The organism is Bacillus sp. BP-3, from assembly GCF_028401955.1.
GTDB lineage: Bacteria > Bacillota > Bacilli > Bacillales > Bacillaceae_G > Bacillus_A.
Genome location: NZ_JAQOTJ010000001.1, coordinates 371,674 through 398,528 on the forward strand (window position 1 = coordinate 371,674; position 26,855 = coordinate 398,528).

General features: G+C 36.7%; 25 protein-coding genes and 2 riboswitches. Of the genes, 18 read left to right on the forward strand and 7 right to left on the reverse strand.

Translation table 11 applies throughout. From position 1 onward, the window contains the following. The first annotated feature begins 3 nt into the window (after positions 1 to 3). The 5 genes from PLX19_RS01945 to PLX19_RS01965 all read left to right on the forward strand — a co-directional run bounded on the left by PLX19_RS01945 (position 4) and on the right by PLX19_RS01965 (position 4,673). A complete protein-coding gene (locus PLX19_RS01945; RefSeq protein ID WP_272186824.1) occupies positions 4 to 2,361 on the forward strand; it encodes a sugar phosphate nucleotidyltransferase in 2,358 nt (785 codons plus the stop codon). Between the two features lie 70 nt (positions 2,362 to 2,431). Continuing rightward, positions 2,432 to 2,581, forward strand: a complete 150-nt coding sequence (gene rpmG, locus PLX19_RS01950; protein ID WP_012095458.1) for a 50S ribosomal protein L33 — start codon at positions 2,432 to 2,434, stop codon at positions 2,579 to 2,581. 51 nt (positions 2,582 to 2,632) lie between these two features. After that, the gene (locus PLX19_RS01955; RefSeq protein ID WP_272186827.1) at positions 2,633 to 3,202 is read left to right on the forward strand and encodes a 5-formyltetrahydrofolate cyclo-ligase; all 570 of its coding nucleotides are present in this window, start codon (positions 2,633 to 2,635) and stop codon (positions 3,200 to 3,202) included. A gap of 113 nt (positions 3,203 to 3,315) precedes the next feature. Then, on the forward strand, positions 3,316 to 3,507 hold the full coding sequence (locus PLX19_RS01960; protein ID WP_272186828.1) for a YqgQ family protein: 192 nt from the start codon (positions 3,316 to 3,318) through the stop codon (positions 3,505 to 3,507). Between the two features lie 188 nt (positions 3,508 to 3,695). Next, on the forward strand, positions 3,696 to 4,673 hold the full coding sequence (locus PLX19_RS01965; protein ID WP_272186829.1) for an ROK family glucokinase: 978 nt from the start codon (positions 3,696 to 3,698) through the stop codon (positions 4,671 to 4,673). Between the two features lie 112 nt (positions 4,674 to 4,785). On the opposite strand, the gene PLX19_RS01970 is transcribed toward PLX19_RS01965, so the two are convergent. Then, complete coding sequence (locus PLX19_RS01970; RefSeq protein ID WP_272186830.1) at positions 4,786 to 4,959, reverse strand: DUF2759 domain-containing protein; 174 nt, start codon at positions 4,957 to 4,959, stop codon at positions 4,786 to 4,788. Positions 4,960 to 5,227: 268 nt separating this feature from the next. Between PLX19_RS01970 and PLX19_RS01975 the strand changes: the two genes are divergently transcribed. Beyond that, positions 5,228 to 5,857 carry an MBL fold metallo-hydrolase gene (locus PLX19_RS01975; RefSeq protein ID WP_272186831.1) on the forward strand — a complete coding sequence of 210 codons (630 nt, stop codon included), beginning with the start codon at positions 5,228 to 5,230 and terminating at the stop codon, positions 5,855 to 5,857. 11 nt (positions 5,858 to 5,868) lie between these two features. Then, a complete protein-coding gene (locus PLX19_RS01980) occupies positions 5,869 to 6,984 on the forward strand; it encodes a class I SAM-dependent methyltransferase (protein WP_272186832.1) in 1,116 nt (371 codons plus the stop codon). A gap of 208 nt (positions 6,985 to 7,192) precedes the next feature. Here PLX19_RS01980 and PLX19_RS01985 read toward each other — a convergent pair whose 3' ends face one another. Beyond that, positions 7,193 to 7,483 (reverse strand): ArsR/SmtB family transcription factor, encoded by a 291-nt coding sequence (locus PLX19_RS01985; protein ID WP_272186833.1) that lies wholly within the window; start codon positions 7,481 to 7,483, stop codon positions 7,193 to 7,195. 355 nt (positions 7,484 to 7,838) lie between these two features. On the opposite strand from PLX19_RS01985, the gene PLX19_RS01990 reads away from it, so the two are divergent. Next, complete coding sequence (locus PLX19_RS01990; RefSeq protein ID WP_272186834.1) at positions 7,839 to 8,684, forward strand: MBL fold metallo-hydrolase; 846 nt, start codon at positions 7,839 to 7,841, stop codon at positions 8,682 to 8,684. Between the two features lie 12 nt (positions 8,685 to 8,696). Beyond that, positions 8,697 to 9,476 carry a class I SAM-dependent methyltransferase gene (locus PLX19_RS01995; RefSeq protein WP_272186835.1) on the forward strand — a complete coding sequence of 260 codons (780 nt, stop codon included), beginning with the start codon at positions 8,697 to 8,699 and terminating at the stop codon, positions 9,474 to 9,476. 607 nt (positions 9,477 to 10,083) lie between these two features. Here PLX19_RS01995 and metC read toward each other — a convergent pair. Further along, on the reverse strand, positions 10,084 to 11,247 hold the full coding sequence (metC, locus tag PLX19_RS02000) for a cystathionine beta-lyase (protein ID WP_272186836.1): 1,164 nt from the start codon (positions 11,245 to 11,247) through the stop codon (positions 10,084 to 10,086). Further along, on the reverse strand, positions 11,244 to 12,356 hold the full coding sequence (locus tag PLX19_RS02005; RefSeq protein WP_272186837.1) for a methionine biosynthesis PLP-dependent protein: 1,113 nt from the start codon (positions 12,354 to 12,356) through the stop codon (positions 11,244 to 11,246). The genes metC and PLX19_RS02005 overlap by 4 nt, the downstream gene beginning before the upstream one ends. A gap of 74 nt (positions 12,357 to 12,430) precedes the next feature. After that, positions 12,431 to 12,550: riboswitch (SAM riboswitch) on the reverse strand. Between the two features lie 201 nt (positions 12,551 to 12,751). Continuing rightward, a riboswitch (SAM riboswitch) is annotated at positions 12,752 to 12,862 on the forward strand. Between the two features lie 72 nt (positions 12,863 to 12,934). On the opposite strand from PLX19_RS02005, the gene PLX19_RS02010 reads away from it, so the two are divergent. The 3 genes from PLX19_RS02010 to PLX19_RS02020 are packed head-to-tail and all read left to right on the forward strand — an operon-like array spanning position 12,935 to position 19,261. Next, complete coding sequence (locus PLX19_RS02010) at positions 12,935 to 14,770, forward strand: bifunctional homocysteine S-methyltransferase/methylenetetrahydrofolate reductase (protein WP_272186838.1); 1,836 nt, start codon at positions 12,935 to 12,937, stop codon at positions 14,768 to 14,770. After that, a complete protein-coding gene (gene metH / locus PLX19_RS02015) occupies positions 14,767 to 18,168 on the forward strand; it encodes a methionine synthase (protein WP_272186839.1) in 3,402 nt (1,133 codons plus the stop codon). The genes PLX19_RS02010 and metH overlap by 4 nt, the downstream gene beginning before the upstream one ends. Positions 18,169 to 18,202: 34 nt before the next feature. Continuing rightward, entirely contained in the window at positions 18,203 to 19,261 is a 1,059-nt protein-coding gene (locus tag PLX19_RS02020; protein ID WP_272186840.1) for an undecaprenyldiphospho-muramoylpentapeptide beta-N-acetylglucosaminyltransferase, read from the forward strand. 55 nt (positions 19,262 to 19,316) lie between these two features. On the opposite strand, the gene PLX19_RS02025 is transcribed toward PLX19_RS02020, so the two are convergent. Next, the gene (locus tag PLX19_RS02025) at positions 19,317 to 19,865 is read right to left on the reverse strand and encodes a DUF3916 domain-containing protein (protein WP_334313753.1); all 549 of its coding nucleotides are present in this window, start codon (positions 19,863 to 19,865) and stop codon (positions 19,317 to 19,319) included. 212 nt (positions 19,866 to 20,077) lie between these two features. On the opposite strand from PLX19_RS02025, the gene PLX19_RS02030 reads away from it, so the two are divergent. The 5 genes from PLX19_RS02030 (at position 20,078) to PLX19_RS02050 (ending at position 24,195) form a co-directional block, all read left to right on the forward strand. Then, the gene (locus PLX19_RS02030) at positions 20,078 to 21,805 is read left to right on the forward strand and encodes a DUF2339 domain-containing protein (RefSeq protein WP_272186842.1); all 1,728 of its coding nucleotides are present in this window, start codon (positions 20,078 to 20,080) and stop codon (positions 21,803 to 21,805) included. A 267-nt stretch (positions 21,806 to 22,072) separates the two neighbouring features. Beyond that, the gene (locus tag PLX19_RS02035; protein WP_272186843.1) at positions 22,073 to 22,276 is read left to right on the forward strand and encodes a DUF3966 domain-containing protein; all 204 of its coding nucleotides are present in this window, start codon (positions 22,073 to 22,075) and stop codon (positions 22,274 to 22,276) included. 57 nt (positions 22,277 to 22,333) lie between these two features. Continuing rightward, positions 22,334 to 22,711 carry a nucleoside 2-deoxyribosyltransferase gene (locus PLX19_RS02040; protein WP_272186844.1) on the forward strand — a complete coding sequence of 126 codons (378 nt, stop codon included), beginning with the start codon at positions 22,334 to 22,336 and terminating at the stop codon, positions 22,709 to 22,711. Further along, positions 22,711 to 23,688: an HD domain-containing protein gene (locus tag PLX19_RS02045; protein ID WP_272186999.1), complete on the forward strand. Its 978-nt coding sequence runs from the start codon at positions 22,711 to 22,713 to the stop codon at positions 23,686 to 23,688. The genes PLX19_RS02040 and PLX19_RS02045 overlap by 1 nt, the downstream gene beginning before the upstream one ends. Positions 23,689 to 23,703: 15 nt before the next feature. Further along, positions 23,704 to 24,195 carry a hypothetical protein gene (locus tag PLX19_RS02050; protein WP_272186845.1) on the forward strand — a complete coding sequence of 164 codons (492 nt, stop codon included), beginning with the start codon at positions 23,704 to 23,706 and terminating at the stop codon, positions 24,193 to 24,195. Between the two features lie 90 nt (positions 24,196 to 24,285). On the opposite strand, the gene PLX19_RS02055 is transcribed toward PLX19_RS02050, so the two are convergent. Then, the gene (locus PLX19_RS02055; protein ID WP_272186846.1) at positions 24,286 to 24,609 is read right to left on the reverse strand and encodes a hypothetical protein; all 324 of its coding nucleotides are present in this window, start codon (positions 24,607 to 24,609) and stop codon (positions 24,286 to 24,288) included. A gap of 340 nt (positions 24,610 to 24,949) precedes the next feature. Here PLX19_RS02055 and PLX19_RS02060 point away from each other — a divergent pair, with 340 nt between their 5' ends. Next, complete coding sequence (locus PLX19_RS02060; protein WP_272187000.1) at positions 24,950 to 25,165, forward strand: DUF3912 family protein; 216 nt, start codon at positions 24,950 to 24,952, stop codon at positions 25,163 to 25,165. 209 nt (positions 25,166 to 25,374) lie between these two features. On the opposite strand, the gene PLX19_RS02065 is transcribed toward PLX19_RS02060, so the two are convergent. Then, positions 25,375 to 26,769, reverse strand: coding sequence for an L-cystine transporter (locus PLX19_RS02065; RefSeq protein WP_272186848.1), 1,395 nt, complete (start codon positions 26,767 to 26,769; stop codon positions 25,375 to 25,377). Between the last annotated feature and the right edge of the window lie 86 nt (positions 26,770 to 26,855).

Consider the following 26,855-nt stretch of genomic DNA (forward strand, 5'->3'; position numbering starts at 1 on the left):
CCGATGAAGGGGGTTATTTTAGCTGGAGGGAAAGGAGTGCGTTTACGCCCGTTAACATGCAACCTTCCAAAACCCATGTTACCCCTACTACAAAAACCAGTGATGGAATACAGTATTGAACTATTGAAACAGCATGGTATTTGTGAAATTGCTATTACTGTTCAATATATGAGTTCTGTTATTCAAAATTATTTTGGTGATGGTAGTAAATGGGGAGTGAAAATACATTACTTTGAAGATACTCCCCCTCTTGGTACAGCGGGGAGTGTAAAACAAGCAGAGAAGTTTTTAGATGAGCCATTTGTTGTAATTAGCGGAGATGCGCTAACAGATTTTCATCTATCGAAAGGAATTGATTTTCATAATAGTCATAATGGGATCGTTACGATGTTTGTTAAAGAAGTAGTTAATCCATCATCGTATGGATTAGTTGTTACAAATCAGCATCAGGAAATTATTAAATATATTGAAAAACCTAGTTGGAATGAGGTAATTTCCAATACAGTAAACACAGGTATTTATATTATGGACCCCGACATTTTTTCTTATATTACACCTCGTACGTTTTTTGACTTTAGTCATCATGTATTTCCTTTATTAGAAAACAAAGAAGCAATGTATGGATATGTAGCAGAGGGATATTGGCTTGATATTGGAACGTTTACACAATATCGCCAAGCTCAATTTGACTTGCTTACAAAGAAAGTTCATGTACCTATTCCATATACAGAAGTGTTGCCAATGGTATGGATTGGAGAAGATGTAACAATTGAAAAAGGAACAAAGATACACGGCCCTGCTTTTATTGGTGAGGGAACAACTGTGCAAACAGGAGTTACTATTGAGCCGTATTCTATTATTGGTAAGCATAGCGTAATTTCTGCGTATACTCGTCTTCAAAAAAGTATTTTACTCGCTCATACGTATGTAGGAAAGCGATGTGAATTAATCGGGACCACAATTGGAGCCAGTACAATTATTGAAGATGGAGTTACTTTATTTGAAAAGAGTGTTGTAGCTGATCATTGTCGAATTGGTCAAAATGCTGTGATTAAGACGAAAGGGAAAGTATGGCCAGAGAAAGTGGTTGAGAGTAGTGCAATTATTGCTTCATCTGGAATTACAGAACATGAAAATATTTCGTGTTTTTTGCAGAAAAGTCGTATATGCGGCAGAAGTAATTTAGATATTACGCCACAAGTTGTTGTAAAATTGGCGATGGCATATGGTTCTTTATTATCAGAAGGAGAAAGTTTGTTGATTGGCAGCAGTACACATGCAGAAGTGCAAATGTTTAAACATATTTTTTTACATGCTGTTCATACAGTGGGAGTGCATACAATGGAATGCCAAGACATGAATGAATCTTGCTTCCGATATGCAACTGGGCAAACAAATGTCGTTGGAGGAGTGTTTTTTTGTAAGGGAAAAGATGAGAAACTTATGATTCAATTTTATAATGAAGAAGGAATGGCATTAACATATAAAAAGCAAAAAGAGATAGAAAATTTGTATATGGCAGAGTCATTTCGTTATGTCGATAGTAAAAAAATTGGGGATAACGAAATCATAGATGTTTGTTCAGAAGCGTATATTGAATCTACTTTGCAATTCATAGATATCCCTGTTATAAAAAGACAACATTTTCACCTTCTTATAAATAAGCCAGATGAACTATTTCAGCCTTTGCTATTTTCTTTTTTACTGGAAATTGGCTGCACAGTAACGTGGATGTATGCTGCAGAGCAAAAAGAACATATTAAGTCATTAATGAAATCAAGCAGAGCAGATATGGCGATTCTATTTCAAGAACAAGGAAATACATTTGAATTATATGATGCTTACGGGAATATTTATAAAAATACAAATTGCGAAGAAATGGATATTCCTAATTTATTATTTGAAAAAGATAAAGGTTTCTACCCATTAGCATTAAAATTAGGAGAATGTTATCTTCTTTTTTATATGCATAATGAAAGTAAGAAATTATTTCAAATGAGATGGCAGCAAGATATTTTATTTCGAGTTGGTAAATTATTGGAGTTAATTGTTCTTCAAGGGAAAACATTGCCAGCAATGTTAGAACAATATCCACCACTATACTTATTATGTGATGAAGTAGTTTGTTCATGGAATGAGAAAGGAAAAGTGTTAGGAATGCTGCTGCGAGACCGGGCACAGCGAGAGTTTGAAGTATTAGAAGGAATTAAATTTACACATGCAGAAGAAGAGTGGTCTTATGTTGTTTCAGATGTAAATCAACCAAAATTTCTCGTGTATTCTCATGCAAGAAATCCAGTCATAGCAAAGGAAAATATGGATACACTTATAGAAAAAATTAGACAATATCAAAAGGTGTAGAATTTTTGTTTTAAAAGTGGTATTATGGTATAGTCTGATTTAAGTTATTAGTGACTGGAGGGAAATAAGAATGCGTGTGAATATTACTCTAGCATGTACAGAATGCGGAGATCGTAACTATATCTCTAAGAAAAACAAACGTAACAACGCTGAGCGTCTTGAGCTTAAAAAATATTGCAAGCGTGACAAGAAGTCTACGTTACACCGCGAAACAAAGTAAGCAGTAGGGATATTTTCCTACTGTTTCTTTTGTATATAGGGGGAATTTATGGTGAAAGAAGAGAAAAAAAGATTACGAACAGAAATATTAGAGCGTATGAATGCTTTATCAGAAGAACAGTATACGACTTTATCAGAAAAAATTGCAGATTCCCTATATAAACAACAAGAATGGATTGAGGCGAAAACAATTGGGATTACTCTTTCTATGGAGCGTGAAGTAAATACATATACAATTATTAAAAAAGCATGGGAAGAAGGAAAAGTAATTGTTGTTCCAAAATGTAATCGTGAAACGAGAACAATGACATTTCGTCAAATTACAAGTTTTAAACAATTAGAAACCGTTTATATGAATTTACGAGAGCCCGCTCCGTCTATGACAGAAGAAGTATTAACAGAGGAGATCGATTTACTTGTCGTACCAGGTGTTGCCTTTACAAGAAAAGGCGAGCGTGTAGGATATGGCGGAGGATATTACGATCGTTATCTTGTGAACTATAAAGGGAAAGCGCTATCATTGGTTTTTGATTTTCAAATGGTTGCTCATATCCCAGTTGAACCATTTGATAAAACTGTACATAAAATTATTACAGAAAAAGAAACATTTTCTATTTTATAACCTATATAGATAAATTAGAAATTGACGATTCTTTTTTATGTTTATTATAATAAATTATGTGAACGTTTTCTTATTATGTTTTTATAGTAAGTAGACATTTAGAGGGTGAAAAAATGAAAACTATTTATGATATTCAGCAATTATTAAAGCAATTTGGAACGATTATTTATACAGGAGATCGTGTTGCGGATTTGCAATTAATGGAAGATGAGCTTCGTGAATTATATAAATCACAGCTTATTGAGCCGAAAGAGTATCAGATGGCTTTATTTTTATTGAAGCAAGAAATTCAAAAAGCGACATAAAAACTCTTTCTTTTTAGAGGAGGACAAGAGCGTCTGGTCATGCATCGAAGTGGTCAGGGCCTTTTCCTGCCACATGCGAGGTTTAAAACAAAGGGAGCAAGCGAGTACAGGTGATTGTGTATTCTGCATAGCAGTAATTTATATGTTGAAATTTCTATTGAAGAAATAGAGGGAAGAAGGAGAACAATATGGAAGAGAAATGGTTGGTTGGTGTTGATCTTGGTGGAACAACAACTAAATTGGCATTTATTAATATTTATGGTGAGTTTATACATAAGTGGGAAATCCCAACAAATACAAGTGAACAAGGAAAACATATTACACTTGATATTGCAAAAGCAATTGATAAAAAGTTACAAGAACTAGGTGAACTAAAAAGTAAGTTGGCTGGAATTGGAATGGGTGCTCCGGGGCCTGTTCATGGTGCTTCTGGAATGATTTATGAAGCAGTAAACTTAGGATGGAAAAACTATCCTCTTAAAGATTTATTAGAAGTAGAAACTGGTTTGCCAGTTGTTGTTGATAATGATGCGAATATTGCAGCACTTGGAGAGATGTGGAAGGGTGCTGGAGAAGGATCAAAAGATATAATTTGTATGACGCTTGGGACGGGCGTTGGTGGCGGTGTTATCATAAATGGTGAGGTCGTCCATGGTGTAAGCGGAGCAGGTGGTGAAATTGGTCATATTACAGTTGTAACAGAAAATGGCTTTGCTTGTAACTGTGGGAAATCAGGATGCTTAGAAACTGTTTCTTCTGCAACTGGTATTGTACGGGTTGCGATGCAAAAACTGCAGGAAACGGATGAGGTTAGTGTACTACGTAGGGTGCTAGAACAAGAAGGGCATGTTACATCAAAAGATGTGTTTGAGGCCCTTGCACAAGGTGATGCAATAGCGAAACAAGTAGTTGAAAAGGTTGCCTCATATTTAGGATTAGCAGTCGCAAATTTAGCTAGTACATTAAATCCAGAGAAAATTGTTATTGGCGGTGGTGTATCAAAAGCAGGTGATGCATTGTTACAACCAATTCAACGCTATTTTGAACAATATGCATTTTCACGTGCTTTTAAAAGTACAAAACTAGCAATTGCGACACTTGGTAATGATGCGGGAGTAATTGGCGGTGCATGGCTTGTGAAAAAATATATTTATGAAGCAAAGTAAAATGAAGTTTTCTATTTATAGAAGGTGAGCGGGAAAAGAAAAAGGAAGGGAGCGCCCTTCCTTTTTTTATATGCTAGAAATCATGATGTATGTAGAGATTGTAAACAATTGCTTAATGTGTTGGTGGATAGCCATTGTTCAGTACTGTCATGATTGTAAACCATCCAAAAACAAGTACAGTTGCAATGGAAAAACCTCCAGCAAGAAGGTTCTTGTCTCGCAATGTTTTAAGAGAAGAGTATACAGCTAACAGAGTGACTAACGCAAAAATAATAACAAGACCCATACATATCCCCTCTACTCTCTTGATTTGTTTGACTTTTTATAATATTTTTTCATTTTCATTGTACATGTTTTCAATAGGGTTGTCGAGGTTTCGTTTCTTATGGAAAGAAAATGTTGTATCATAAAGTGAAGCTTCTATCAGTGGAGGGCTTTGTTCAAAGCTCTCACCAATTGAGCGCATACTAGCCCCTTACTTAGATTGTATATATTTAAATTTTGAGGTGGGGTTGCAGTACAAAAGTGAGTGTAATGACTGGAGGAGATTGAGAGTGAATTGGATTCAAATGCCATTAGGGCCACTGCAAACAAATGCATATATTTTAAGTAATGATCAAAAAGAATGTATTATTTTTGACCCGGGCAGTGAGGGAGAAAAACTTGTAAGTTACATAAAACAACAACAATTAAAGCCATTAGCTATTTTATTAACACATGCACATTTCGATCATATTGGTGCAGTTGATGAAGTACGCACTGCGTTTCAAATTCCAGTGTATGTTCATCAAGAAGAAGCGGATTGGTTAGGAGATGCTACTGTTAACGGTTCGCAAATTTTTATGATGAATCGTAGTATTACGGCAAAACCTGCAGATCACATCATTGAGGGAGAAGGAACATTGACAATTGGTTCGTTTACGTTTGATATGTTTGAAACGCCGGGACATTCACCAGGAAGCGTTTCGTACTATTGCAAACAAGCAAACGTTATAATCTCAGGTGATGTTTTATTTCAAATGAGTATTGGCCGCACTGATTTGCCGGGAGGTAGCTTTCAAGAATTAATCATGAGTATTGAAGAAAAGCTATTTGAACTACCTGATGATACAACTGTGTTATGTGGGCATGGTCCAGACACAACAATTGGCTTTGAAAAAGAAAACAATCCATTTTTACAATAAGGGGAACAGTGATGGAGCACGTTCTAAAGCAAGCGATGGAAAAGGAAGAAGACCGGTCTATTTCTTATAGTACATATATGAGCCTTGCATTATATGATGTAAACAATGGTTATTATATGAAAGAACGTGAAAAAATTGGCAGACAAGGAGACTTTTTTACAAGTAGTAATGTGTCTTCTGTTTACGCAAAAACATTTGCTCATTTTTTTATTCAGCTTGTAAAAGAAGGAGTAGTTGCACCTCATATATGTGAAATTGGTGGTGGAACGGGGAGATTTGCATATGATGTATTGCAAGAGTGGCAAACGATATCGCCTGATACGTTTGTAAACCTGCAGTATTCTCTTATAGAAGTGAGTCCATTTCATAGAAGGTTGCAAAAGCAACAACTTCTTTCTTTTTCAAATGTTTCGCAATATGCATCCTATGATGAATTAGGCGCCGCTTTTACAGGAATTGTTTTTTCTAATGAGTTGTTTGATGCGTTTCCTGTAGAAGTAATTGAGAAGCGGGAAGGTATGTTATATGAAGTACGCGTAAAGTATAACTGTGAAGGTGGACTTATAGAAGTGTTGCGTCCATTAGATAGTGAACATATTGTAAATTATCTGCACAGACATCAAATCGGGCTGTATGAAGGACAACGATTTGAAGTGCCTTTACAAATGAATGTTTATGTAGAACAACTCACAAGTTGGCTGCAAGAAGGCATACTTATAACGGTCGATTACGGCTACACAAATGAAGAATGGATGCACCCAGCTCGTCGTGAAGGAAGTTTGCGAAGTTATTATGAGCATCAACTGATTCGTAATCCTCTTCAACTTCCAGGAGAGATGGATATAACAACTCATATTCATTGGGATGCATTGAAGGCTGCTTGCGAAGAACAAGGTTTACAAACAGTATGGCATACGAAACAAAGAGAATTTTTGCTTGCTGCAGGAATTTTGGAACAACTTGTTGATCATGCAGATCGTAATCCGTTTTCTGATAGTCAAAAGAAAAACCGTGCAATTCGTTCTATGATTTTACAAGGTGGAATGAGTGATGCTTTTGAAGTTGTTATTCAGAAGAAGGGGTTGCCACATTTCAATTTAGATCATTATTTGCATATCTTTTCATAAAGTGAAACTTCCGTCAGTGGGGGGGTACTGCCCGTTAATGCGGGATAAAACGAGGCGCAGTGTAAAATACTGCGCCTCATTCCATAGGTAAATACGACATTTTGTTTAGGATTATGTAGTATGTATATATTTTACCTCATGATATATATTTATATTAAAAATATGAGATAAAAGATACATAGTACACCTATTGTTTAATTGAATACACCTAACCTAGTAAAACGCGAACTAGTTGAATAATTGTTTCGTTTTCTACTTTGTAGTAAATTTCCAATCCTTTTCTTTCGCTTGAAACAATTTTAGCGCTTTTTAGCTTCGCTAAATGCTGAGAAATTGTAGATTGTGGCATGTTTAAGCCCGTATACATTGTAGAAACGTTACTTGGTCCTCGCTCAATCAATCCTTTTACAATACATAAACGCACTGGATGAGCAAGTACTTTTAATAATTCTGCATTGTTTTCATATAGTTCTATTTCTTGTTGAAATGTTTCTAACATATTTTCTCCACCTCCATGTGTGCTGTTATACCAATACTATACATAACAAAATTTTAAACCAAAGAAAATAGTTTTTGCAAAAAAAATGCTCTAAAGTAAAGAAATTGTAAGAAAAGAGACCGTCATGTAACTAAATTGGATAAATCTAGATATTTTTCCATTAGGATAAAACAGTACTAGCCGACTTTAATAACGAATTTCTAAGTTCTCAACAAAAAAACATTTTCAATTATATTACAATCTTACCATATTTTATTTTTCTTTCAATAATATAAATGAAAAAATTTTTCGATAATTTAAGAGGAATTATATATATCAATCTGGAAATTATTAGGGATAGAAAGAAGGGGTAGTCATGAGAATAGAATTTTTAGGAACAGGTGGTGCGACACCAACTCCAAGACCAGGGAGTTATAGCAAAGTAAGTAAAGAGGCGAGAGAAAAAGGGTTGCCATATAGTAGAATGGGACCGAGTATTTTTATTCACGATCTCAGCCTATTAATTGACACGCCGGAGGAAATACGCTTGCAATTAGAGCGATCTCAAATTTTGAAAGTAGAGGCCGGGATTTACTCTCATTGGCATCCAGATCACACAATGGGACGGAGAATTTGGGAAACGATGGCGTTTGAAACGAACAGAGCTTGGAGTACGGCGGTATACGTACCGAAGCAAGTAGCAGAGGATATGAAAACATTTTTAGGACTGTGGGATCATTTGCACTTTATGCAGCAGCAAGGATGGATTGATGTAATTGTATTGCGAGATGGGCAATCTTTTGTGAAAAATAAAATTAAAGTTACACCATTTCGTTTACATGAACAATATATGTATGCATTCTTATTAGAGAAAAAAGAAAAGCGAGTACTTATTGCAATGGATGAATTATATAAGTGGGAGCCGCCTGCTCATTTGGTTGGTAATTTAGATGTAGCTATTTTACCAATGGGCATTGCCGAGTTTAATTGGAAGACGAAAGAGCAAATAAGAGATCGGGCTTTTATTGAACATATACGCGAGGCGACGTTTGAAGATACGCTAGAAGTAGTGAAGCAATTACGAGCAAAACATACAATTATTACGCACATTGAAGAAGTAGAGAACATTGGATATGACGAATTGAAAGAAATTGAAGCTGAATTACGAGTAGAAGGTATGAATATAACGTTTGCTTACGATACGATGAAAATCGATGTGTGAGGTGCAAAGTACATGGCTACATCACAAGGGAATCTCTATGGAAACACCGCTAGATTTTATGATTTAGAAGAGAGACAGGATCATAGAGAGGTATTATTTTATCTTGAAAGAGCTTCTAAATTATCAGGTGATATTTTAGAAATTGCTTGTGGGACAGGAAGAATTACTTTGCCATTAGCTCAAGCTGGCTTTTCGGTATGGGGAATTGATTTATCCGAATATATGTTGCACTTACTTCAAGAAAAGCTACACGCTATGTCTAGTGAAATTCAGAAGAAGATTCATCTTCAGCAAGCAAATATGACGAATTTTACTATGAATAAGCGCTATGATTTCATCTTAATTCCGGGTATTTCATATCAAGCATTGCTCAAAAAAGAAGATCAAATCGAATGTTTGAAAACGGTATATAACCATCTTAAGGCTGATGGAGAATTTATCCTTAATGTATTTCGCCCTTTTAAGCAATTAGATCAAACTTGGGTTCAACCTGAAGCGGTGCAATGGGAGAAGGTAGATCCGCAAACAGGAAGTGCAATTCAAAAGTCTCATATTGCTAAAGCTATTGATGTAGAAAATCAAATTATTTATCCAGAATATATATTTCGGGTTACACATGAGGATGGGACAAAAGAAGAATTAAGAGAACAGTTGTCTCTTCAATATTACTACCACGAACAAATAACGGATATGATTCAGGCTGCTGGATTTACAATCGCTGAGCAATATGGGAATTACGAGGGTGGCTCTATTGAAGATGGGGCAGAGATGATTTTTGTTTGTAAGAAGTAAAAAGGAAAATTTGCTTAAAACTAGCTGAACTCTCATCTTCTATTTCTACTAGAGGTAGTTATGTAAAAAAAGTTCCTTCAGCCTTCTGGAGGAACTTTTTGAATCTATAATTCTTCAATAATTACAGTTTTGATTTTTCAACATGGAAGTCCCTGCTATGCAGAACAAAACATGACCGCTACTTGCTTGTTCTTTTTTTAACCTTACATGTGGCAGAAAAAGGCCCTGACCGCTTCTATACACGGCCAGATGCTCTCGCCCGCATAAAAAGAAGGAGGGTTTTTATGTTGTTTTTTAAATTTGTATTTATCCCGCTATTCGTGGGCAGTAATACTCCCACCTCAAAATTCGGCAAAAGCATTGTCCAGCTTCATTAGCTAGAATGTTCGGTGGCTTCGCTTCTTCCTATGAGGTAAATAACACCTCTATGTCAGAAGCTCCATTCCCCTCACATTCTGAGTGAGCCGTTTCCGCTTTTCTTAAGAAGTTAGGTGGGAGATAAACTGCTGGCATGCGCTCGATTGGTGAGGGCTAATAATCAGTGGGGGATGAAGAATCCCCCACTGATTAAAGTTTCACTTTATATCATTCTCTAGTTTAACTTTTTTTACGAGGTAACGACTTCTTCTACATACGTAAGCGCATGCTCAAGGTCCGCAATTAAATCGTCTGCGTTTTCTAATCCAACCGATAAGCGCAGCAGTGCATTTGAAATTCCTCGTTTTTCACGTTCTTCTTGTGGCATGGAAGCGTGTGACATTTTTGTTGGATACGAAAGAATCGATTCAACTGCTCCTAAACTAACCGCAAATACCGGAAGTTGAATGTGTGCTAGAAACTGCCTTAGCGCATGTTCAGATTCTAGTGTAAAGGAAAGGACTGCTCCTGCTGATTTTGCTTGATTGTGCTGTGTTTCATATCCGGGATGGGATGGTAACCCGGGATAATAGATATCTTTAATTTTTGGATGATGCTTCAAATAACAGGCAATTTTTTCAGCGTTTCGTGAAGAGTGCTCTAAGCGCACGTGCAATGTTTTTAAACCGCGAAGCACAAGGGAGCAATCTTGTGGTCCTAATATAGCCCCAAAAGAATTTTGTAAAAACCTCACTTTTTTTGCGAGTTCTTCATCTTTTACGACTGCTAATCCTGCGGTAACATCACTATGACCTGCGAGGAATTTTGTTGCGCTATGGAGAACGATATCAGCCCCAAGTTCTAACGGTTTTTGGTAAAGGGGTGTTAAAAATGTATTATCAACAAAAGTGAGAGCACCAATAGATTTTGCAAGTGCACAAACGGCTCTAATATTTGTTACTTTTAATAATGGATTTGATGGTGTCTCAACGTAAAAAACTTTTGTATTGGGTCTAATGGTTTGTTTAATTTCTTCTAAATTTGTCATGTCAACGAATGTGTGTGAAACCCCGTAACGAGAGAGGACTTCCGTTATAATTCGGTATGTGCCACCGTACACATCTTCAGAAATAAGGACATGGTCTCCTTGCGATAAAAGAAGAAAGGCTGTTGAAATAGCAGCCATGCCAGATGAAAAGGCAAATCCCTTGCTTCCGCCTTCTAGTAAAGCGATTAGTTCCTCGAGAGCATCGCGTGTTGGATTTCCAGAACGACTATAATCATATTGTCCAAATGAATCTACATCAAATTGATGAAATGTAGATGTATTATAAACAGGAACATTGACAGCACCTGTTTGTTTGTCATGCTTAAAACGATTATGAAGTAAAAGCGTATCTAGGGAATAACTCATATTCTCACTCCTTCTTTTACTTGTTTTAAAGTTTGCTGCAAGTCTTGAATTAAATCATCTTGGTTTTCAATTCCTACGGAGAAGCGAAGCAGACGATTACAAACACCTCGTGCAGTGCGAATATCTTCTGGTATATCGGCATGTGTTTGTGTTGCAGGGTATGTAATAAAGCTTTCTACACCGCCAAGACTTTCTGCAAACGTAATAAGAGAAAGTGATTGTAAGAACGGATCAATCCACGCTTCTTCTCGTAGTTTAAAAGAAATCATACCGCCTTTTCCTGGATAATACACATCGGTTATGGCTTCTTCTTCTTGTAAATAGGCAACAATTGCTTTTGCATTCTCTTCATGTTGCCTCATGCGCAGCGCTAATGTTTTCATGCCTCGTATTAAAAGCCAAGAATCAAATGGGCTTAACACGGCTCCAGATGCGTTGTGATAGTGCGTGAGTTCTTCACGTAATTTTTCCCCTTTTGCAACAACAAGTCCGCTTAATACATCATTATGACCGCCTAAATACTTTGTAGCGCTATGCAGGACAATATCAGCTCCTATTGTTAATGGTTGTTGTAAATAGGGTGTGTAAAATGTGTTATCAACAATAAGGAGCAAGTCGTGGCGTTTTGCAACGGCAGCAACTGCGGCAATGTCTGTTACTTGCATCAGTGGATTTGTTGGTGTTTCTATGAAAATGGCTTTTGTTTTCGAAGAAATTGCTTTTTTAATTTCTTCTATATGCTGCGTATCTATATATCTACATCGAACATCCCATTTTTGCTCGTGCTCTGTAAATAAACGATATGTTCCGCCGTATAAATCTTCAGATACAATCAGTTCGTCACCAGAGCGGAATAGTGAAAGGACAAGAAGAACAGCGGCCATTCCTGAGCTACAGGCATAGCCTTGTTCGCCATGTTCTAAGTCAGCAATCGCGCGTTCTAATAGAAGGCGCGTTGGGTTTCCGGTTCGGGAATAATCAAACCCCGTTGACGTTCCAATTCCTTCGTGGCGATAAGCGGTGGAAAAGTAAACGGGTGGGTTGACTGCTCCAGTTGTTGTTTCACTACGATTTCCAATTTGGGCAAGCTTTGTTTCGATTGTAGACATAATAGAATTCCTCCTTAGTGCAAAATAAAAAAGCCTTCTAAGAAGAAGGCTTATATACGGCAAATATAGTCTTCTTCTTATCTGTCAAATCATTTCTCAATTTGCTGGAATTAGCACCTTATTAACAAATAAAAAGCTTGTTAATGGTTGCTGAGGCGTCATTGGGCCAGTCCCTCGACCTCTCTCGATAAGAATTCAAAATATGAAGTTTTTGATTATGTTTTTTACTTTACAATAAATTCAGAAAGAATTGCAACCATATTTTGAATAATTTTATTTTTCTTTCTTTTTGTTGACTTTCATAATTTAACATGCTAAATTAGTGAAAAAATTAACAAGGATTGTTAATAAGTGAACGAATGATGTTTGCTTTTTGTAATCATAATCGAATGAAACTCTTATCAAGAGTGGTGGAGGGAAAGGCCCTGTGAAACCCAGCAACCTTCAAATAACATGTTTGAAACGGTGCTAATACCTGCGGAACAAAGTGTTCTGAATGATAAGAGGAGGATAAAAAGCTGTCCCCCTCTTCATTGAGAAGAGGGGGCTTTTTATATTGAAAGAAGAGAGGGAGACATGTGAAACTACTAGATTTATTGCAAAGAGGAATTGTGATTGGGGACGGAGCGATGGGAACGTTGCTGTATTCTCATGGTTTACAAAGCTGCTTTGAAGAATTGAATATATCTGAACCAGAGCGAATTATTTCGATTCATAAACAATATGTTGCAGCAGGGGCAGATATTATTCAAACCAATACATATGGAGCAAATGAAGGGAAACTTCGCATGTACGGTCTTGAGGATCGCGTAAGGAAAATTAATCGGGCTGCTGTAAGACATGCAAAAGCAGCTGTGACAGAAAAGAATGCAATCGTTGGGACCATCGGTGGAATGAAACATATTGGAGCAGTTACAACCACTGATATGGAGCGTGAATTTATGCTCTTAGAGCAAGCGGAGGCCCTGCTAGAAGAAAGTGTTGACGGGTTATTATTAGAAACGTTTTACGATGAATTTGAATTACTTCATGCAGTAAAAGTATTACGTAAGCAAACAAATGTCCCTCTTATTGCGCAGCTTGCCCTTCATGAAGCTGATACAACTCAAAATGGAAATAGTGTAGATGATGTCTTGAAGCGACTCATAGAGTATGGTGCAAATGTGGTCGGATTAAATTGTCATTTAGGACCGCTTCATATGATTGAATCTTTTAAAATGATAGAAATTCCCCAATATGGTTATTTATCCGCGTATCCAAATGCTGGTCTTCCTAAATATGTAGAAGGTCGTTACGAATACGAAGGAAGCCCGGCTTATTTTGAAGAGATGGCACCGGCATTTATTAAGCAAGGCGTTAGACTGCTTGGAGGCTGTTGCGGAACAACCCCTGCCCATATCGAAGCGATGAAGCGAGCGCTTGAAAATGAGCGTCCTGTAATAGCCAAAGAAGTTGTAAAGAGAGCCGAAGTAATAACAACGCAGCGTGTAAATGCAGTAAATCGAATTACATTAGCAGAAAAAGCGAAAAAGGAAACGACGGTGATTGTTGAGCTAGATCCGCCTAAAACGTTGGATACACAGAGATTTTTTGAAGGAGCAAAGGCGTTGAAGCGGGCCGGAGCAGATGCCATTACGTTAGCAGATAATTCTTTAGCATCGCCTCGCGTATCAAATATGGCAATGGGAGCGTTATTAACAAAGTACGATATCCCTATATTAACTCATTTAACGTGCCGTGATCATAATGTGATTGGGCTGCAGTCTCATTTACTTGGATTAGCAGCGCTCGGTATGGAGGAAGTATTGGCATTAACCGGAGATCCTGCGAGGGTTGGTGATTTTCCTGGTGCAACTTCTGTATACGACCTCTCTTCTATAGAACTCATTAAAATGATTACAGAAATGAACAATGGCCGGTCTATTTTAGGAAAAACAATTGGAGCAGCAACCCGTTTTTCGGTTGGTGGGGCTTTTAATCCGCATGTCAGACATATCGAGGCAGCTGTAAAACGTATGGAGAAAAAAATTGCAGCTGGTGCGGAGTATTTTTTAACACAGCCCGTTTATGATGCAGCGCTCATTAGAAAGTTGTATGAGGCAACGAAGCATATCGAACAACCGATTTTTATTGGTATTATGCCGCTCATAAGTAAACGAAATGCAGACTTTTTACATTTTGAGGTGCCAGGCATTACGCTTCCAGAAGAAGTGAGAAGGCGTATGGATGGACATAAAACATCAGAAGAAGCAGTGATAGAAGGAATTCGTATATCTAAAGAATTAATCGATGTTGCGATGAAGTTATTTAATGGTATTTATTTAATGACACCATTTTTAAAATATGAAGTGACAGAAACGCTCATTCGATATATTCAAGTAAAGAAAGAGCAGAAAGAAGGAATGAATGCATGAGACAAATCGAGGAAAGATTGCAGCAAGAAATTTTAATATTAGATGGTGCAATGGGAACGATGATTCAGCAAGAAGACCTTTCAGCTGCAGATTTTGGCGGAGAAGAATATGAGGGCTGTAATGAATATTTAGTAAAAACACGGCCGGACGTTATTTTACATATTCATAAAGCGTATATTGAAGCAGGAGCAGATATTATTGAAACGAATACATTTGGTGCAACGAACATTGTACTCAGTGATTATCACCTTTCTCACTTAGATGAGGAATTAAATGAAAGGGCGGCTAGGTTAGCGAAACAAGCTGTCAAAGAGAGCGGAAAAGAAGTGTATGTAGCTGGTGCTATGGGTCCAACGACAAAAGCGATTAGTGTTACGGGGGGCGTTACTTTTGAAGAGCTTATTGAGGCGTATACAAGACAAACACGCGGTTTACTGCGCGGCGATGTGGATTTATTACTTGTGGAAACAAGTCAGGACATGCGTAATGTAAAAGCAGCCTGTTTAGGAATTGAAAAGGCATTTATTGAGGCAGAGAAAAAAGTTCCGCTTATGATTTCAGGAACAATTGAACCGATGGGAACGACGTTAGCGGGGCAAACAATTGAAGCATTCTACTTATCGATAGAGCATATGAATCCATTATCGGTTGGGCTAAACTGTGCTACAGGACCAGAGTTTATGAGAGAACATATTCGTTCACTTGCAGAGTTATCCGAGTGTTACATCTCTTGTTATCCAAATGCTGGACTTCCAGATGAAGACGGGCATTATCATGAATCTCCGCACTCCCTTGCTCATAAAGTGGAACAGTTTGCAGAAGAAGGCTGGGTGAATATTGTTGGTGGTTGCTGCGGGACAACGCCAGCGCACATTCGTGCGATGAAAGAGGCGCTGTTATCATTTGAGCCCCGTGTGAAACGAGAACGAAAAGGTCATGGGATTAGCGGGCTTGAAGCGCTACAATATGAAGATTCCATGCGCCCGTTATTCGTTGGAGAGCGCACGAATGTAATTGGTTCACGCAAATTCAAACGTCTTGTTGCAGAAGGGAATTTTGAAGAAGCAGCGGAAGTCGCAAGAGCACAAGTAAAGAAAAATGCCCATATTATTGATATCTGCATGGCAGATCCAGACCGGGATGAAATAGAAGATATGGAAAATTTCTTGCAAGCTGTGACGAAAGTATTAAAGGTACCAATTATGATTGATTCGACAGATGAGAAAGTGATGGCGCGAGCTCTTACTTATTTGCAAGGAAAAGGAGTGATTAACTCTATTAACTTAGAAAATGGAGAAGAGCGTTTTGAAAAAGTGATTCCGCTTATTAAACAGTACGGATCGGCTATTGTTGTGGGAACAATTGATGAAATTGGTATGGCGGTAACGGCTGAGAGGAAGCTTGAAATTGCCAAAAGAAGTTATGAACTCTCAACAATAAAATATGGAGTACGTCCGTCAGATATTATTTTTGACGCACTTGTCTTTCCGGTTGGAACAGGTGATGAAGAATATATCGGTTCAGCTGCAGCGACAATTGAAGGCATTCGGCTCATAAAAGAGGCGATGCCTGAATGTTTAACAATATTAGGTGTAAGTAATATTTCATTTGGTTTACCGCCAGCAGGACGCGAAGTATTAAATTCAGTCTTTTTATATCATGCGACAAAAGCTGGTTTAGATTATGCCATTGTGAATACTGAAAAGCTAGAGCGTTATGCTTCTATTTCTGAAGAGGAAAAGGCATTGGCGAATGCTCTTTTGTTTGAAACGACGAAAGAGACTTTGGAGGAATTTACAAATTTTTATCGAAATGTGAAGAAAAAAGAAGTCGTGGTGACTGAAACGTTAACGCTTGATGAGCGGTTATCTCATTATATTGTAGAAGGGACGAAACAAGGATTACATGATGACTTGCAATTTGCACTAGATGAAGGAAGAAAGCCGCTTGACATTATTAACGGACCACTTATGGCTGGCATGGATGAAGTGGGACGTTTATTTAATAATAATGAGCTTATTGTTGCAGAAGTGCTGCAAAGCGCGGAAAGTATGAAAGCAGCCGTTGCGTATTTAGAGCCGTATATGGAGACCGGTGATAGTACGAAGAAAGGGAAAGTACTACTTGCAACAGTAAAAGGTGATGTACATGACATCGGTAAAAATTTAGTGGAAATTATTTTATCGAACAATGGATATGACATTGTAAACCTCGGTATTAATGTGCGATCTGATCGTATTATTCAAGAGGTGAAAGAACAGAAGCCAGATATTATTGGTTTATCAGGATTACTTGTTAAATCTGCGCAGCAAATGGTAACAACAGCAGAAGACTTAAAAGCGGCAAATATTGACGTTCCGATTGTTGTAGGAGGTGCCGCGCTGACGCGGAAGTTCACAGAAACGCGGATATCTTCTTCATATCAAGGTCTTGTTCTATATGCAAGCGATGCGATGACAGGATTAGATCTTATCAATCGTCTGCAAAACGAGGCGGAACGGGAAAAGATGAGTGAGGAAAAAGCGAAACGTCATTTACATGTTGTTGTAGAAGAAGAGAAAAGACGAGTAGAAGTACCGATTCAAATTGAAAAATTACTGCCAGCATCAGTAATGGCACCGCATTCTACAAAACGTGTCGTTCTGCGTGATATTTCAGTAGCACATCTTGCTCCGTTTTTAAATCGACAAATGTTACTTGGACACCACTTAGGTTTAAAAGGGAATGTGAAAAAGTTGCTGCAAGAAGGAGATAGAAGGGCCCATGAACTGAATGACTTAATCGATGAATTGCTTCGCGAGGAACAATCATGGTTACGTCCGAGCGCTGTATATCAATTCTTTCCAGCGCAAAGTGAAAACCAAGATATTTTAATTTATGATCCAGAAGATCAGGGGCGTGTATTAGAGCATTTTACATTCCCAAGACAAGGAAAAGCACCGTGTCGCACGCTTGGCGATTACTTGCGCCCAGTTGGAGATGAAATGGATTATGTTGCTTTTTTAGCTGTAACGGTTGGAAAAGGTGTCCGTGCTATAGCAGAAAAGTGGAAAGAACAAGGCGATTATTTGCGCAGCCATGCGATTCAGTCACTTGCGCTGGAACTTGCAGAAGGATTAGCTGAAAAAACGCATATGCTCATCCGTGATCGCTGGGGATTTCCAGATTCACCAAATATAACGATGGAAGAGCGGTTCCGAACAAAGTATCAAGGAATTCGCGTTTCTTTTGGCTATCCTGCGTGTCCAGAACTTGCTGATCAAGAAAAGTTATTCCGGTTGCTTCGTCCTGAAGAAATTGGAATTTCCTTAACGGAAGGGTTTATGATGGAGCCAGAGGCTTCTGTAACAGCGATGGTGTTTGCTCATCCAGAAGCGCGTTATTTCAGTGTGTTATAATAAAAAGCAAATCTTTATTAAAAGGAGACATACTGTGAAGACGATTATATTTACTGGCGGAGGTTCTGCAGGTCACGTTACGCCGAACTTAGCGCTTATACCACATTTTCAAAAGAGTGGTTGGAAGGTGTGTTATATTGGTTCGCATAATGGAATCGAAAAGACAATTATTGAAAAAGAAGAGATTCCTTATTATGGAATAGCGAGTGGGAAGCTTCGTCGTTATTTTGATTTGAAAAATATAAAAGACCCATTTCTTGTTATGAAAGGGGTTATGGATGCGTATTTCCTTATTCGGAAGTTAAAACCGGATGTTATTTTTTCAAAAGGCGGCTTCGTGTCTGTACCGGTTGTAATTGGTGCGTGGCTAAACCGTGTTCCTGTTTTTTTACACGAGTCTGATATGACGCCTGGGCTTGCAAATAAAATTGCTCTTCGCTTTGCTTCAAAAATATTTGTTACCTTTGAAGAAGCGAAAAAACATTTGCCGAAAGAAAAAACAGTATTTACTGGTTCACCTGTGCGAGAAGAGGTATTGCAGGGAAGTAGAAACAAAGGACTGCAATTTTTACGATTCACTGCATCAAAACCAGTTATTACAGTTATGGGAGGCAGCTTAGGAGCGCGACGAATTAATGAAGCAGTACGCGGTGCATTGCCAAACCTCCTGCAAACCTATCAAATTGTTCATTTGTGCGGGAAAGGCAATATTGATGAAAAACTTGAGAATACACCAGGATACAAGCAGTTTGAATATGTTCACGGTGAACTTCCTGATATATTAGCGGCAACTGATATTGTCATTTCTCGTGCAGGATCCAATGCGATTTTTGAGTTTTTAACATTACAAAAGCCAATGTTATTAATTCCTCTTCCGAAATCTTCGAGCCGAGGAGATCAAATTTTAAACGGACAGTCTTTTGAAAAACAGGGATATGGACGTGTGTTATTTGAAGAAGATATAACAGAAGCGTTGCTAATTGAACATATAGAAGAATTGTATAAAAATCGTTTGCAGTATAAAAGATCGATGCAGCAATATAGCGGACGAGAAGCTTTGCAAACGATTATTGATTATGTAACGAAAGCATGATTTCATAGAAATCATGCTTTTGGGGCTGTTTGGAAAGCTGTTAACACCTTTTTGCTTAATCTAGTTCGCCTATAAACCACATTTCTTTGTCATTGTAATCAGGATGAGTAAAAATTTCCGTATATCCTTTTACTTGTAATTCTTTAGGTATATGTAAACCGAATTCTTTTACGATATCGCGTTCTTGTGGTAATGAAACCCACTGTGGCCCATCCATGTATCTACCTAGAATGCCTTCAAAAAATCGTTCTATACCTTGTTTGCTAAATACAATTAAGATATTAGAAGTGTGTAAGTTAGGAAAAGAGACACCAAAACAAATACGATATTCTTTTTCATTCACAGTTTTTAGACGAATTAAATGTTCTACTCGATTGATTGCTGTCTGTAAATAAAATCGTTTAATTGAGTTGGAGTTACGTTTTGCATGCATATAAGAAGGATTGAAGGGAAGATGAATGGAACAGCAACCTAACTCAGAATGGTCGTTAGCATTTGGTAAAGAGCTTGTATGCATAGTAGTATACTTCAAGAAATTTCGAAATGCGCGCCTTAGACCACGAGTTTTCTTTTTTGAGCCATTGTTCCGAATCGATTGTTTCAAAGAAACACCTCATAAGCAATATTTTCTATTTTTCTAGTTAAGTTAAGAAATAGAATGGGAATGCTAGTTGTTACTATAATAGCAGAAATTGGATAATACCAGAAAAAATTCTCTTAAAAAATGAATAAACTAATAGTATGATGTAGTTAATTGGAAATTAAACTAATTATAGGTATATTTCTATTTAACAGCATGATTAGAGGGGGGAGAAAATGAAACAAGATTTGAACAAAAAAATAGAAGCTCTAGAAACAGCAATTGATACATTGCAGGAGACGCTCTATGAGTTAAAAGCACAGCAAAGGACAATGGACGTAGAAACAGTTCAACAAGTAAAGGAACCTCTTGAGAAGAAACAAGAAGTTAGTATCCCTGTGCAAAATGTACGACAAGAAGAAAGAGTCATTAACAAAGAAAGTGTGAAGGAGCCGGAGGAAAAACAGGTAGATATATCTGCGTTTAAGCCTGAACCATTTGATATTGTGAAATTTTGTCAGACATGGCTACCACGTATTTTCGTCGCCATTATGCTTCTTGGAATAATTTGGATATTTAAAGCGGGAGTAGATGCAGGATTACTTACTCCAGCAATTCGTATTGTATTTGGCGTAGTAGTATCAGTTGTTTTCTATTATGTAGGTGATATACAGATAAAAAAAGAACGTCAAGCGTTAGGTTTAGTATTAGCTGGAGGAAGTATTACAAGCGTTGTTTTAACAACATTCGCTGCGCATTATTTGTATCATTTCTTTCCGGCAAGCATTGCATTTATATTCAACATTGTTTGGATTATACTCGGTATCTATTTATCTAAGCGATATCAATCGGAGTATCTCGCTATATTTGTATCTGTAGGAGCCTTTTTTGTACCGTTCTTATTAAATAGTACAACACCTAATTCGTACATTTTCTTTGGATATGAAACAGTGTTAACGATTAGTTTATTATGGTATGCGTATAAAAATCGCTATCAATATTTATATATGGTATCTTACTCTGTTTCTGTACTTGTAACGTTTGTCTTTTTTGTAATCATGACCGTGTTACTAGGGAATTTACAGGTACAATTAACAATTGTTTATGGATTAATTCATATTTTGCTTTTTTGGCATATGTTGATTGATCGAAGCTTTATTTATCAACCTAGAATGGCTTTGTTTAGTGCTAATGCACTCTTCTTTATTATGGCAATTGTAAAAATTCCAGACTTTACAACATGGGGATTGTTAATTAATACAATTGTACATACTGTAATGTTTGTAGCTGACTATATGAAAAATAAAAAATCAGCATTTGCAGATCTTTTATTTGGTTTTGCGATGGGGTCGTTTAGTTTAGCAGTTTTATATGAATTTAGTTTAGTGAATGGAGCAATTGTATTGATGTTACAAGGTTTTGTAGGTATCGTTACTTCTGCGAAATTAAAACAAGAAATCAAGTTTTATATCGGTGCAGTTATTTATGCAATCAGTATGTTGCAAACGCTTGTTAGTCCATTTGAGACATTCATGTCAGCAGCTTTTGTAGCCCATCTCATTTTAGTTGGAACATTTTATTATGGAATGATAAAAGTGAAACCAATGTTGCAACATTTTGGGAAATATGTGTATTCGATTACGTTATATGGCTTTATGGTACTTGTATTTATTACGATTACTAGAATAGGAGAGGTTCTTTCGACAGACGGAAGTATTATCAGTGTATTTGTCTCTCTTTTATGGATGATATATGCTTTAGTTTCAGTTTGGTTTGGACGTAATAGAGAAATGAATGAAATATTATATGCCGGATTAGTTGTGTTAGTTGTGACAGTAATCAAGTTATTCTTCTTAAATTTACCAGAAGCATCAATGATGATTCGTGCAGTATTATTCTTACTTATTGGTGGGCTAGGGATTGTTATTTCTAGAATGTTTTTCTCGAAAGAAGAAGGTGAGTAGTAAAAAAAGTAATCCATTTAGGGTTGCTTTTTAAGATAGAGATAAAAGTACACTTTATCCCGCATTAACGGGCAGTAAGATCCCCACCCCAAGATTCAGAGATAAGCAAAGAAGATAGGTGGAGGATAACTGCCCGTAAAAGCCCGATTGGGCGGGCTTTCGGTCAGTGGGGGATGAAGAAATCCCCCACTGACGGAAGTTTCACTTTATGTTACAATAGCATAGATTTGACAGACGAATTCTAATTATTGACGCGTGTAAATACGGATGAGATTAGGAGTGACTACATTGGGACTAAGTCTCTGTGAAAATATTGCTCTAGTTGTTTGTTTAGTATTGTATATTGGTAGTATTATAGTTTATATGGGACGGAATTTTTCACAAGAACGAAAATTAGAAAAATCAGAAATTACAGCTGAATTAGATATGTTAAATGATAAAATTGATAAAAAAGTAAAAAAAGAGTCGTAAATGCCCTTTTTCCCTAAGATTTTCCTGCCTATTTTGTATATGAAGGAGAGAGGTAGCGTGAAATTTTACATCGCTTCAACCTTTACAAATAAACACATTGTCCACCTTGTAGCAGATAAACTGAAACAAGCAGGGTGGATTCATACATATGATTGGACAAAAAATGAAAAAGCGACAAATAGATTAGAATTACAAAGTATTGGACAAGCAGAAAAACAAGCTGTACGAGACGCAGACGTTTTTCTGCTTTTATTAGATGGAGGAAAAGGAAGTCATACCGAATTCGGAATGGCGCTTGCTTGGGAAAAGAAAATATTTGTGTATAAAGGAAATAGTCCGTTGGATACAACATTTTATCATTTACCAGAAGTGTGCATCGTTGAAGATAACCTAGATGGATTTATTGAACAAGTGCTAGAGGGGGCAGGAGCATGATTACAATTCATGATTCTATATACGGTGAACATAATATAGATGATGTGCTTGCGGAACTATTGCAATCAAAGGCGGTGCAGCGTTTACAGAAAATCCATCAAGGCGGCGCAAGCTTCCTTGTGAATCCAATGTGGAACGTAACACGCTATGAACATTCTGCCGGTGTTATGCTTCTTGTGAAAATGTTAGGTGGCAGTATAGAAGAACAAATTGCAGCATTGCTTCATGATGTATCTCATACAGCATTTTCACACATTGTTGACCATGTATTAGAAGAGCAAGATGAGGATTATCATGAACAAATTTTTATGGATGTTATTGAAGCTTCAGATATTCCATCTATTTTGCAGAAATATGGCTATGATTATAGAATGATTGAGAAATGGGAACAATGGACGTTGTTAGAGCAACCTCTTCCGAATTTATGTGCAGATCGTATAGACTATACGTTACGGGATTTACATACATATGGAATGATTTCAAAGCAAGAAGTGTCTTCTTTTTTAGAAGATATAACAGTTCATGACGGACAAATTTGTATACAATCTGTGCAGGCAGCAGAATGGTTTACAGATGCTTATTACAAAGAAACGATTAATTTCTTTTTGCATCCGTTGAATTCATATGGTTACTATAGACTAACAGAGGTATTAAAATACGCGTTACAAAGAAATATTTTACATCTATCTGATTTTTCAACTGATGATGAAACGGTATTACATCTATTACGAAATTGCGGTGATTGTGTAATGGATAAGATGTTGAGTTCGCTGCATTCGAAAGTAGTATTAGAAGAGAGTGATACAGAATACGACATTTGTTATAAGGGTGGAAAAGAACGATTAATTGACCCGCCTATTTATATAAACGGCAAGACGCAAAGGGCATCTGTCGTATCTTCATTTGTTAAGCAGTGCAATGAGAAAGCGAAAAAGCAATTGCAGCAAAATATATATTTAAAAATAAAGAGTGTATAAAAGGAGCTATAAAACATGCATTTAGAACAAGGATGGAAAATAAATTTCTTAACAATTGTACAGCAAGGTGAATATAAGAAAGGTGCAACTTTAGCACAATTATTATTTGAAGACGGGGAAGAAGTAGAAGAACTTGTCGATGATTATGGATATGAAGAAATTATTAATCGTGAACATGATGAGGAATTAGAAGAGATTTTAGGTGAAGAATTATTTTATGAACTTGAGCGTAACGTCTTTTTATCATCGCAGTCAAAAGAGAAGTTCATCTCTTTTATAAATGGTTTAGGGTTTCAATTATTAGATTACATTGTGCTACTCGAATCAGAATTTCGTGTAGATAGTGCGATGTTTTCATCTGATATAATCAAAAAAATGGAGAAACGTTTTCCAAAGTTTCCTTATGTAGAAGGTAACAAAACAATTTTTGAGATGACATTAGAAGAAGCAATTGAGTTAATAGAAAATGTGTCAGGTCTTCAGATTAAAGAAAATATGAATGTATAAAAAAGAACGTGCCCAGCACGTTCTTTTTTATAGCATAATTGTATGTTCTGCGTTTTTATCCCGTAAAAGCCCGATTGGTTCAACTAAATGTCAGTGGGGATGAAGAACCCCCGCTGACGGAAGTTTCACTTTATATTGCTTTTCAATAATCGTATTTAAATACTCAACCTTTCGGATGCAAGATTGTATATGCCTCTCGACTTCTTGCAATTCTGTAAGGTGATGCGTTTCAATAGGGTGGATTTGTAAGCTGAACTTTTCAAATTGAGCGCTATATGTTATTTCTGCATAACCGCTCATAATATCTGCCCTGTTTTGAAACAAATATTGCTTTGTTTTTTTGCAATAAGCTACATTTTGAAATCCGTATGATTTTAAAGTCTTAATGATTTTTGTAATTGTTACTGTATCCATTGTTTTTCCTCTTTAAGAAGTTCGATTTTATCCCGCTATTCTTGGATAATAAGACCTCCACCTTAAGATTCAAAGAAAATGAAAAAGATAGGTAGGAGATAAACGTCTGTAAAAAACGATGTGTAAAACTAAACGGTAATGAAGCAAGTTGTTACTGTATTAGTATAACATGAGCGCACTGAAGAAAGCGCTAACAATTTATTTTGAAGAGGAATCTTTATATGTATTTTATGAAATTAAAATAAATGAAAAATAATTGTAATAAAGCAAAAAAGTAGGGACTCTTTTGATCTTTCATCATATACATAGATAAGTAGAGCAAATGAAAGAGGTGAAGATGTTGAACTTTGATATTACAGGACAAAAAGCATATGTAAAAGATGGACCGTATCGAAATCAAATAGGGATTATAAAACGAAATAGTACAGAGAACGGTGCAAAATATGCGATTGTAATTGACGGCATGGATATTGATATTGAATTAAAAGATATTGTTTTAATTGATGTAGATGTTCGGCAATTTCATGATTGGTGTGAAGAGCAAGGGTATTTGTAAAAAATGGATATGTATTGAAAAGAATAAAAAGTCTTTTTAATAAATTGATGTAGTGAGGCTTAAATATTTAATTTCCATTTTAACTACTATCTAAAAGTTAGAAGATTTGAACCAAAATAAGAAAACACCCTAAACAATTCAGGGTGTTTTCTTATTTGGTTCAACTAACCATTCGGAGGAAAAAGCACCTCCGAATGGTTAGTTGAACTTTATAATGCAATTTCTTCAGTTTTATTATCAACTTCGTTGTACACATGTGTGTCTAACTCTCCAAGCCATTTGCTAGAAATAAGTCCAGCTGTCATAGAACCGCTCACGTTTAAAGCTGTGCGTCCCATATCAATTAATGGTTCAACAGAAATTAATAACGCGACAATTTCAATTGGTAAGTTCATAGTGGAAAGTACGATGAGTGCTGCAAATGTTGCTCCGCCTCCGACACCAGCAACGCCAAATGAACTAATTGCAACAACAGCGATTAACGTTAAGATAAATTGCGGTTGCAATGGATCTATGCCAACAGTTGGCGCTACCATCATGGCAAGCATAGCAGGATAAATACCAGCACATCCATTTTGACCAATTGATACACCAAAGGAAGCAGCGAAGTTTGCAATTCCTTCCGAAACACCGAATTTTTCTTTTTGCGCTTCAATATTTAATGGCATTGTACCTGCACTTGAACGTGATGTAAACGCAAATGTTAAAACAGGAAATGCCTTTTTCAAATATTGCACTGGGTTTAAACCAGAAAGGGCAATCAGTAATAAGTGAATAATAAACATAACAATAAGTGCCACATAAGATGCCAAAACAAAATTACCAAGTTTTAAAATCGCTTGCACATCACTTCCAGAAACTGTTTTTGCCATAAGAGCAAGTACACCGTATGGGGTAAGGCGTAAAATTAATGTGACCATGCGCATGACCACTGCATATACAGCATCTAGTATATTTTTAAATTGTTCCGCTTGTTCTGGATATTTCTTTTTCACTCCTAAGAAGGCGATCCCAATAAATGCTGCAAAAATGACAACAGAAATGGTTGATGTTGGACGAGCACCTGTTAAATCTAGAAATGGATTTGCAGGAAGTAATTCCAATAATTTTTGCGGGATGGGTGTTTGCTCAATAGAAGTAAGTTTTTCTTGTACTAATTTCAGGCGAGTTGCTTCTGCACTCCCTTGCTGCAAGCCAGTTGCTTGTAAGTCAAAACCAGCACTTGTTGCAATTCCGACTGCAGCAGCAATTCCAGTTGTAAGAAGTAAAATGCCGATAATAAGACCGCTAATTTTGCCGAGATTACTAGTTAATTTTAATTTTGTAAACGCTGAAATAATGGAAACTAAAATAAGTGGCATAACAATCATTTGTAATAACTTAACGTAACCACTTCCGATTAAGTTAAACCAATTATTAGACTGGATAATGACTTCAGAAGTTGGTTTATAAAAAAATTGTAAAATAAGTCCAAATATAATTCCGAGTCCGAGTGCGGTAAATACACGTTTGTTAAAAGAAAGGTGTTTCCGTTGCATATAATACAATACACCGAGTAATAGGAGCATAATCATGATGTTTATGCTAACTAACAATGTACTCATACTGTTTTCCCCCTTCAAATCTGTTACAAATAAATATATTCCAATAAAACCTATAAGTCAACTATGTAATTAGGTTGATATAAAAA

Excerpts from the sequence above, each read along its gene's own strand:
- PLX19_RS01945 (WP_272186824.1), top strand. The coding sequence starts at position 4 with ATGAAGGGGGTTATTTTAGCTGGAGGGAAAGGAGTGCGTTTACGCCCG.
- rpmG (WP_012095458.1), top strand. The coding sequence starts at position 2,432 with ATGCGTGTGAATATTACTCTAGCATGTACAGAATGCGGAGATCGTAAC.
- PLX19_RS01960 (WP_272186828.1), top strand. The coding sequence starts at position 3,316 with ATGAAAACTATTTATGATATTCAGCAATTATTAAAGCAATTTGGAACG.
- PLX19_RS01965 (WP_272186829.1), top strand. The coding sequence starts at position 3,696 with ATGGAAGAGAAATGGTTGGTTGGTGTTGATCTTGGTGGAACAACAACT.
- PLX19_RS01970 (WP_272186830.1), bottom strand. The coding sequence starts at position 4,959 with ATGGGTCTTGTTATTATTTTTGCGTTAGTCACTCTGTTAGCTGTATAC.
- PLX19_RS01980 (WP_272186832.1), top strand. The coding sequence starts at position 5,869 with ATGGAGCACGTTCTAAAGCAAGCGATGGAAAAGGAAGAAGACCGGTCT.
- PLX19_RS01985 (WP_272186833.1), bottom strand. The coding sequence starts at position 7,483 with ATGTTAGAAACATTTCAACAAGAAATAGAACTATATGAAAACAATGCA.
- PLX19_RS01990 (WP_272186834.1), top strand. The coding sequence starts at position 7,839 with ATGAGAATAGAATTTTTAGGAACAGGTGGTGCGACACCAACTCCAAGA.
- PLX19_RS01995 (WP_272186835.1), top strand. The coding sequence starts at position 8,697 with ATGGCTACATCACAAGGGAATCTCTATGGAAACACCGCTAGATTTTAT.
- metC (WP_272186836.1), bottom strand. The coding sequence starts at position 11,247 with ATGAGTTATTCCCTAGATACGCTTTTACTTCATAATCGTTTTAAGCAT.
- PLX19_RS02005 (WP_272186837.1), bottom strand. The coding sequence starts at position 12,356 with ATGTCTACAATCGAAACAAAGCTTGCCCAAATTGGAAATCGTAGTGAA.
- metH (WP_272186839.1), top strand. The coding sequence starts at position 14,767 with ATGAGACAAATCGAGGAAAGATTGCAGCAAGAAATTTTAATATTAGAT.
- PLX19_RS02030 (WP_272186842.1), top strand. The coding sequence starts at position 20,078 with ATGAAACAAGATTTGAACAAAAAAATAGAAGCTCTAGAAACAGCAATT.
- PLX19_RS02035 (WP_272186843.1), top strand. The coding sequence starts at position 22,073 with ATGAGATTAGGAGTGACTACATTGGGACTAAGTCTCTGTGAAAATATT.
- PLX19_RS02050 (WP_272186845.1), top strand. The coding sequence starts at position 23,704 with ATGCATTTAGAACAAGGATGGAAAATAAATTTCTTAACAATTGTACAG.
- PLX19_RS02055 (WP_272186846.1), bottom strand. The coding sequence starts at position 24,609 with ATGGATACAGTAACAATTACAAAAATCATTAAGACTTTAAAATCATAC.
- PLX19_RS02065 (WP_272186848.1), bottom strand. The coding sequence starts at position 26,769 with ATGAGTACATTGTTAGTTAGCATAAACATCATGATTATGCTCCTATTA.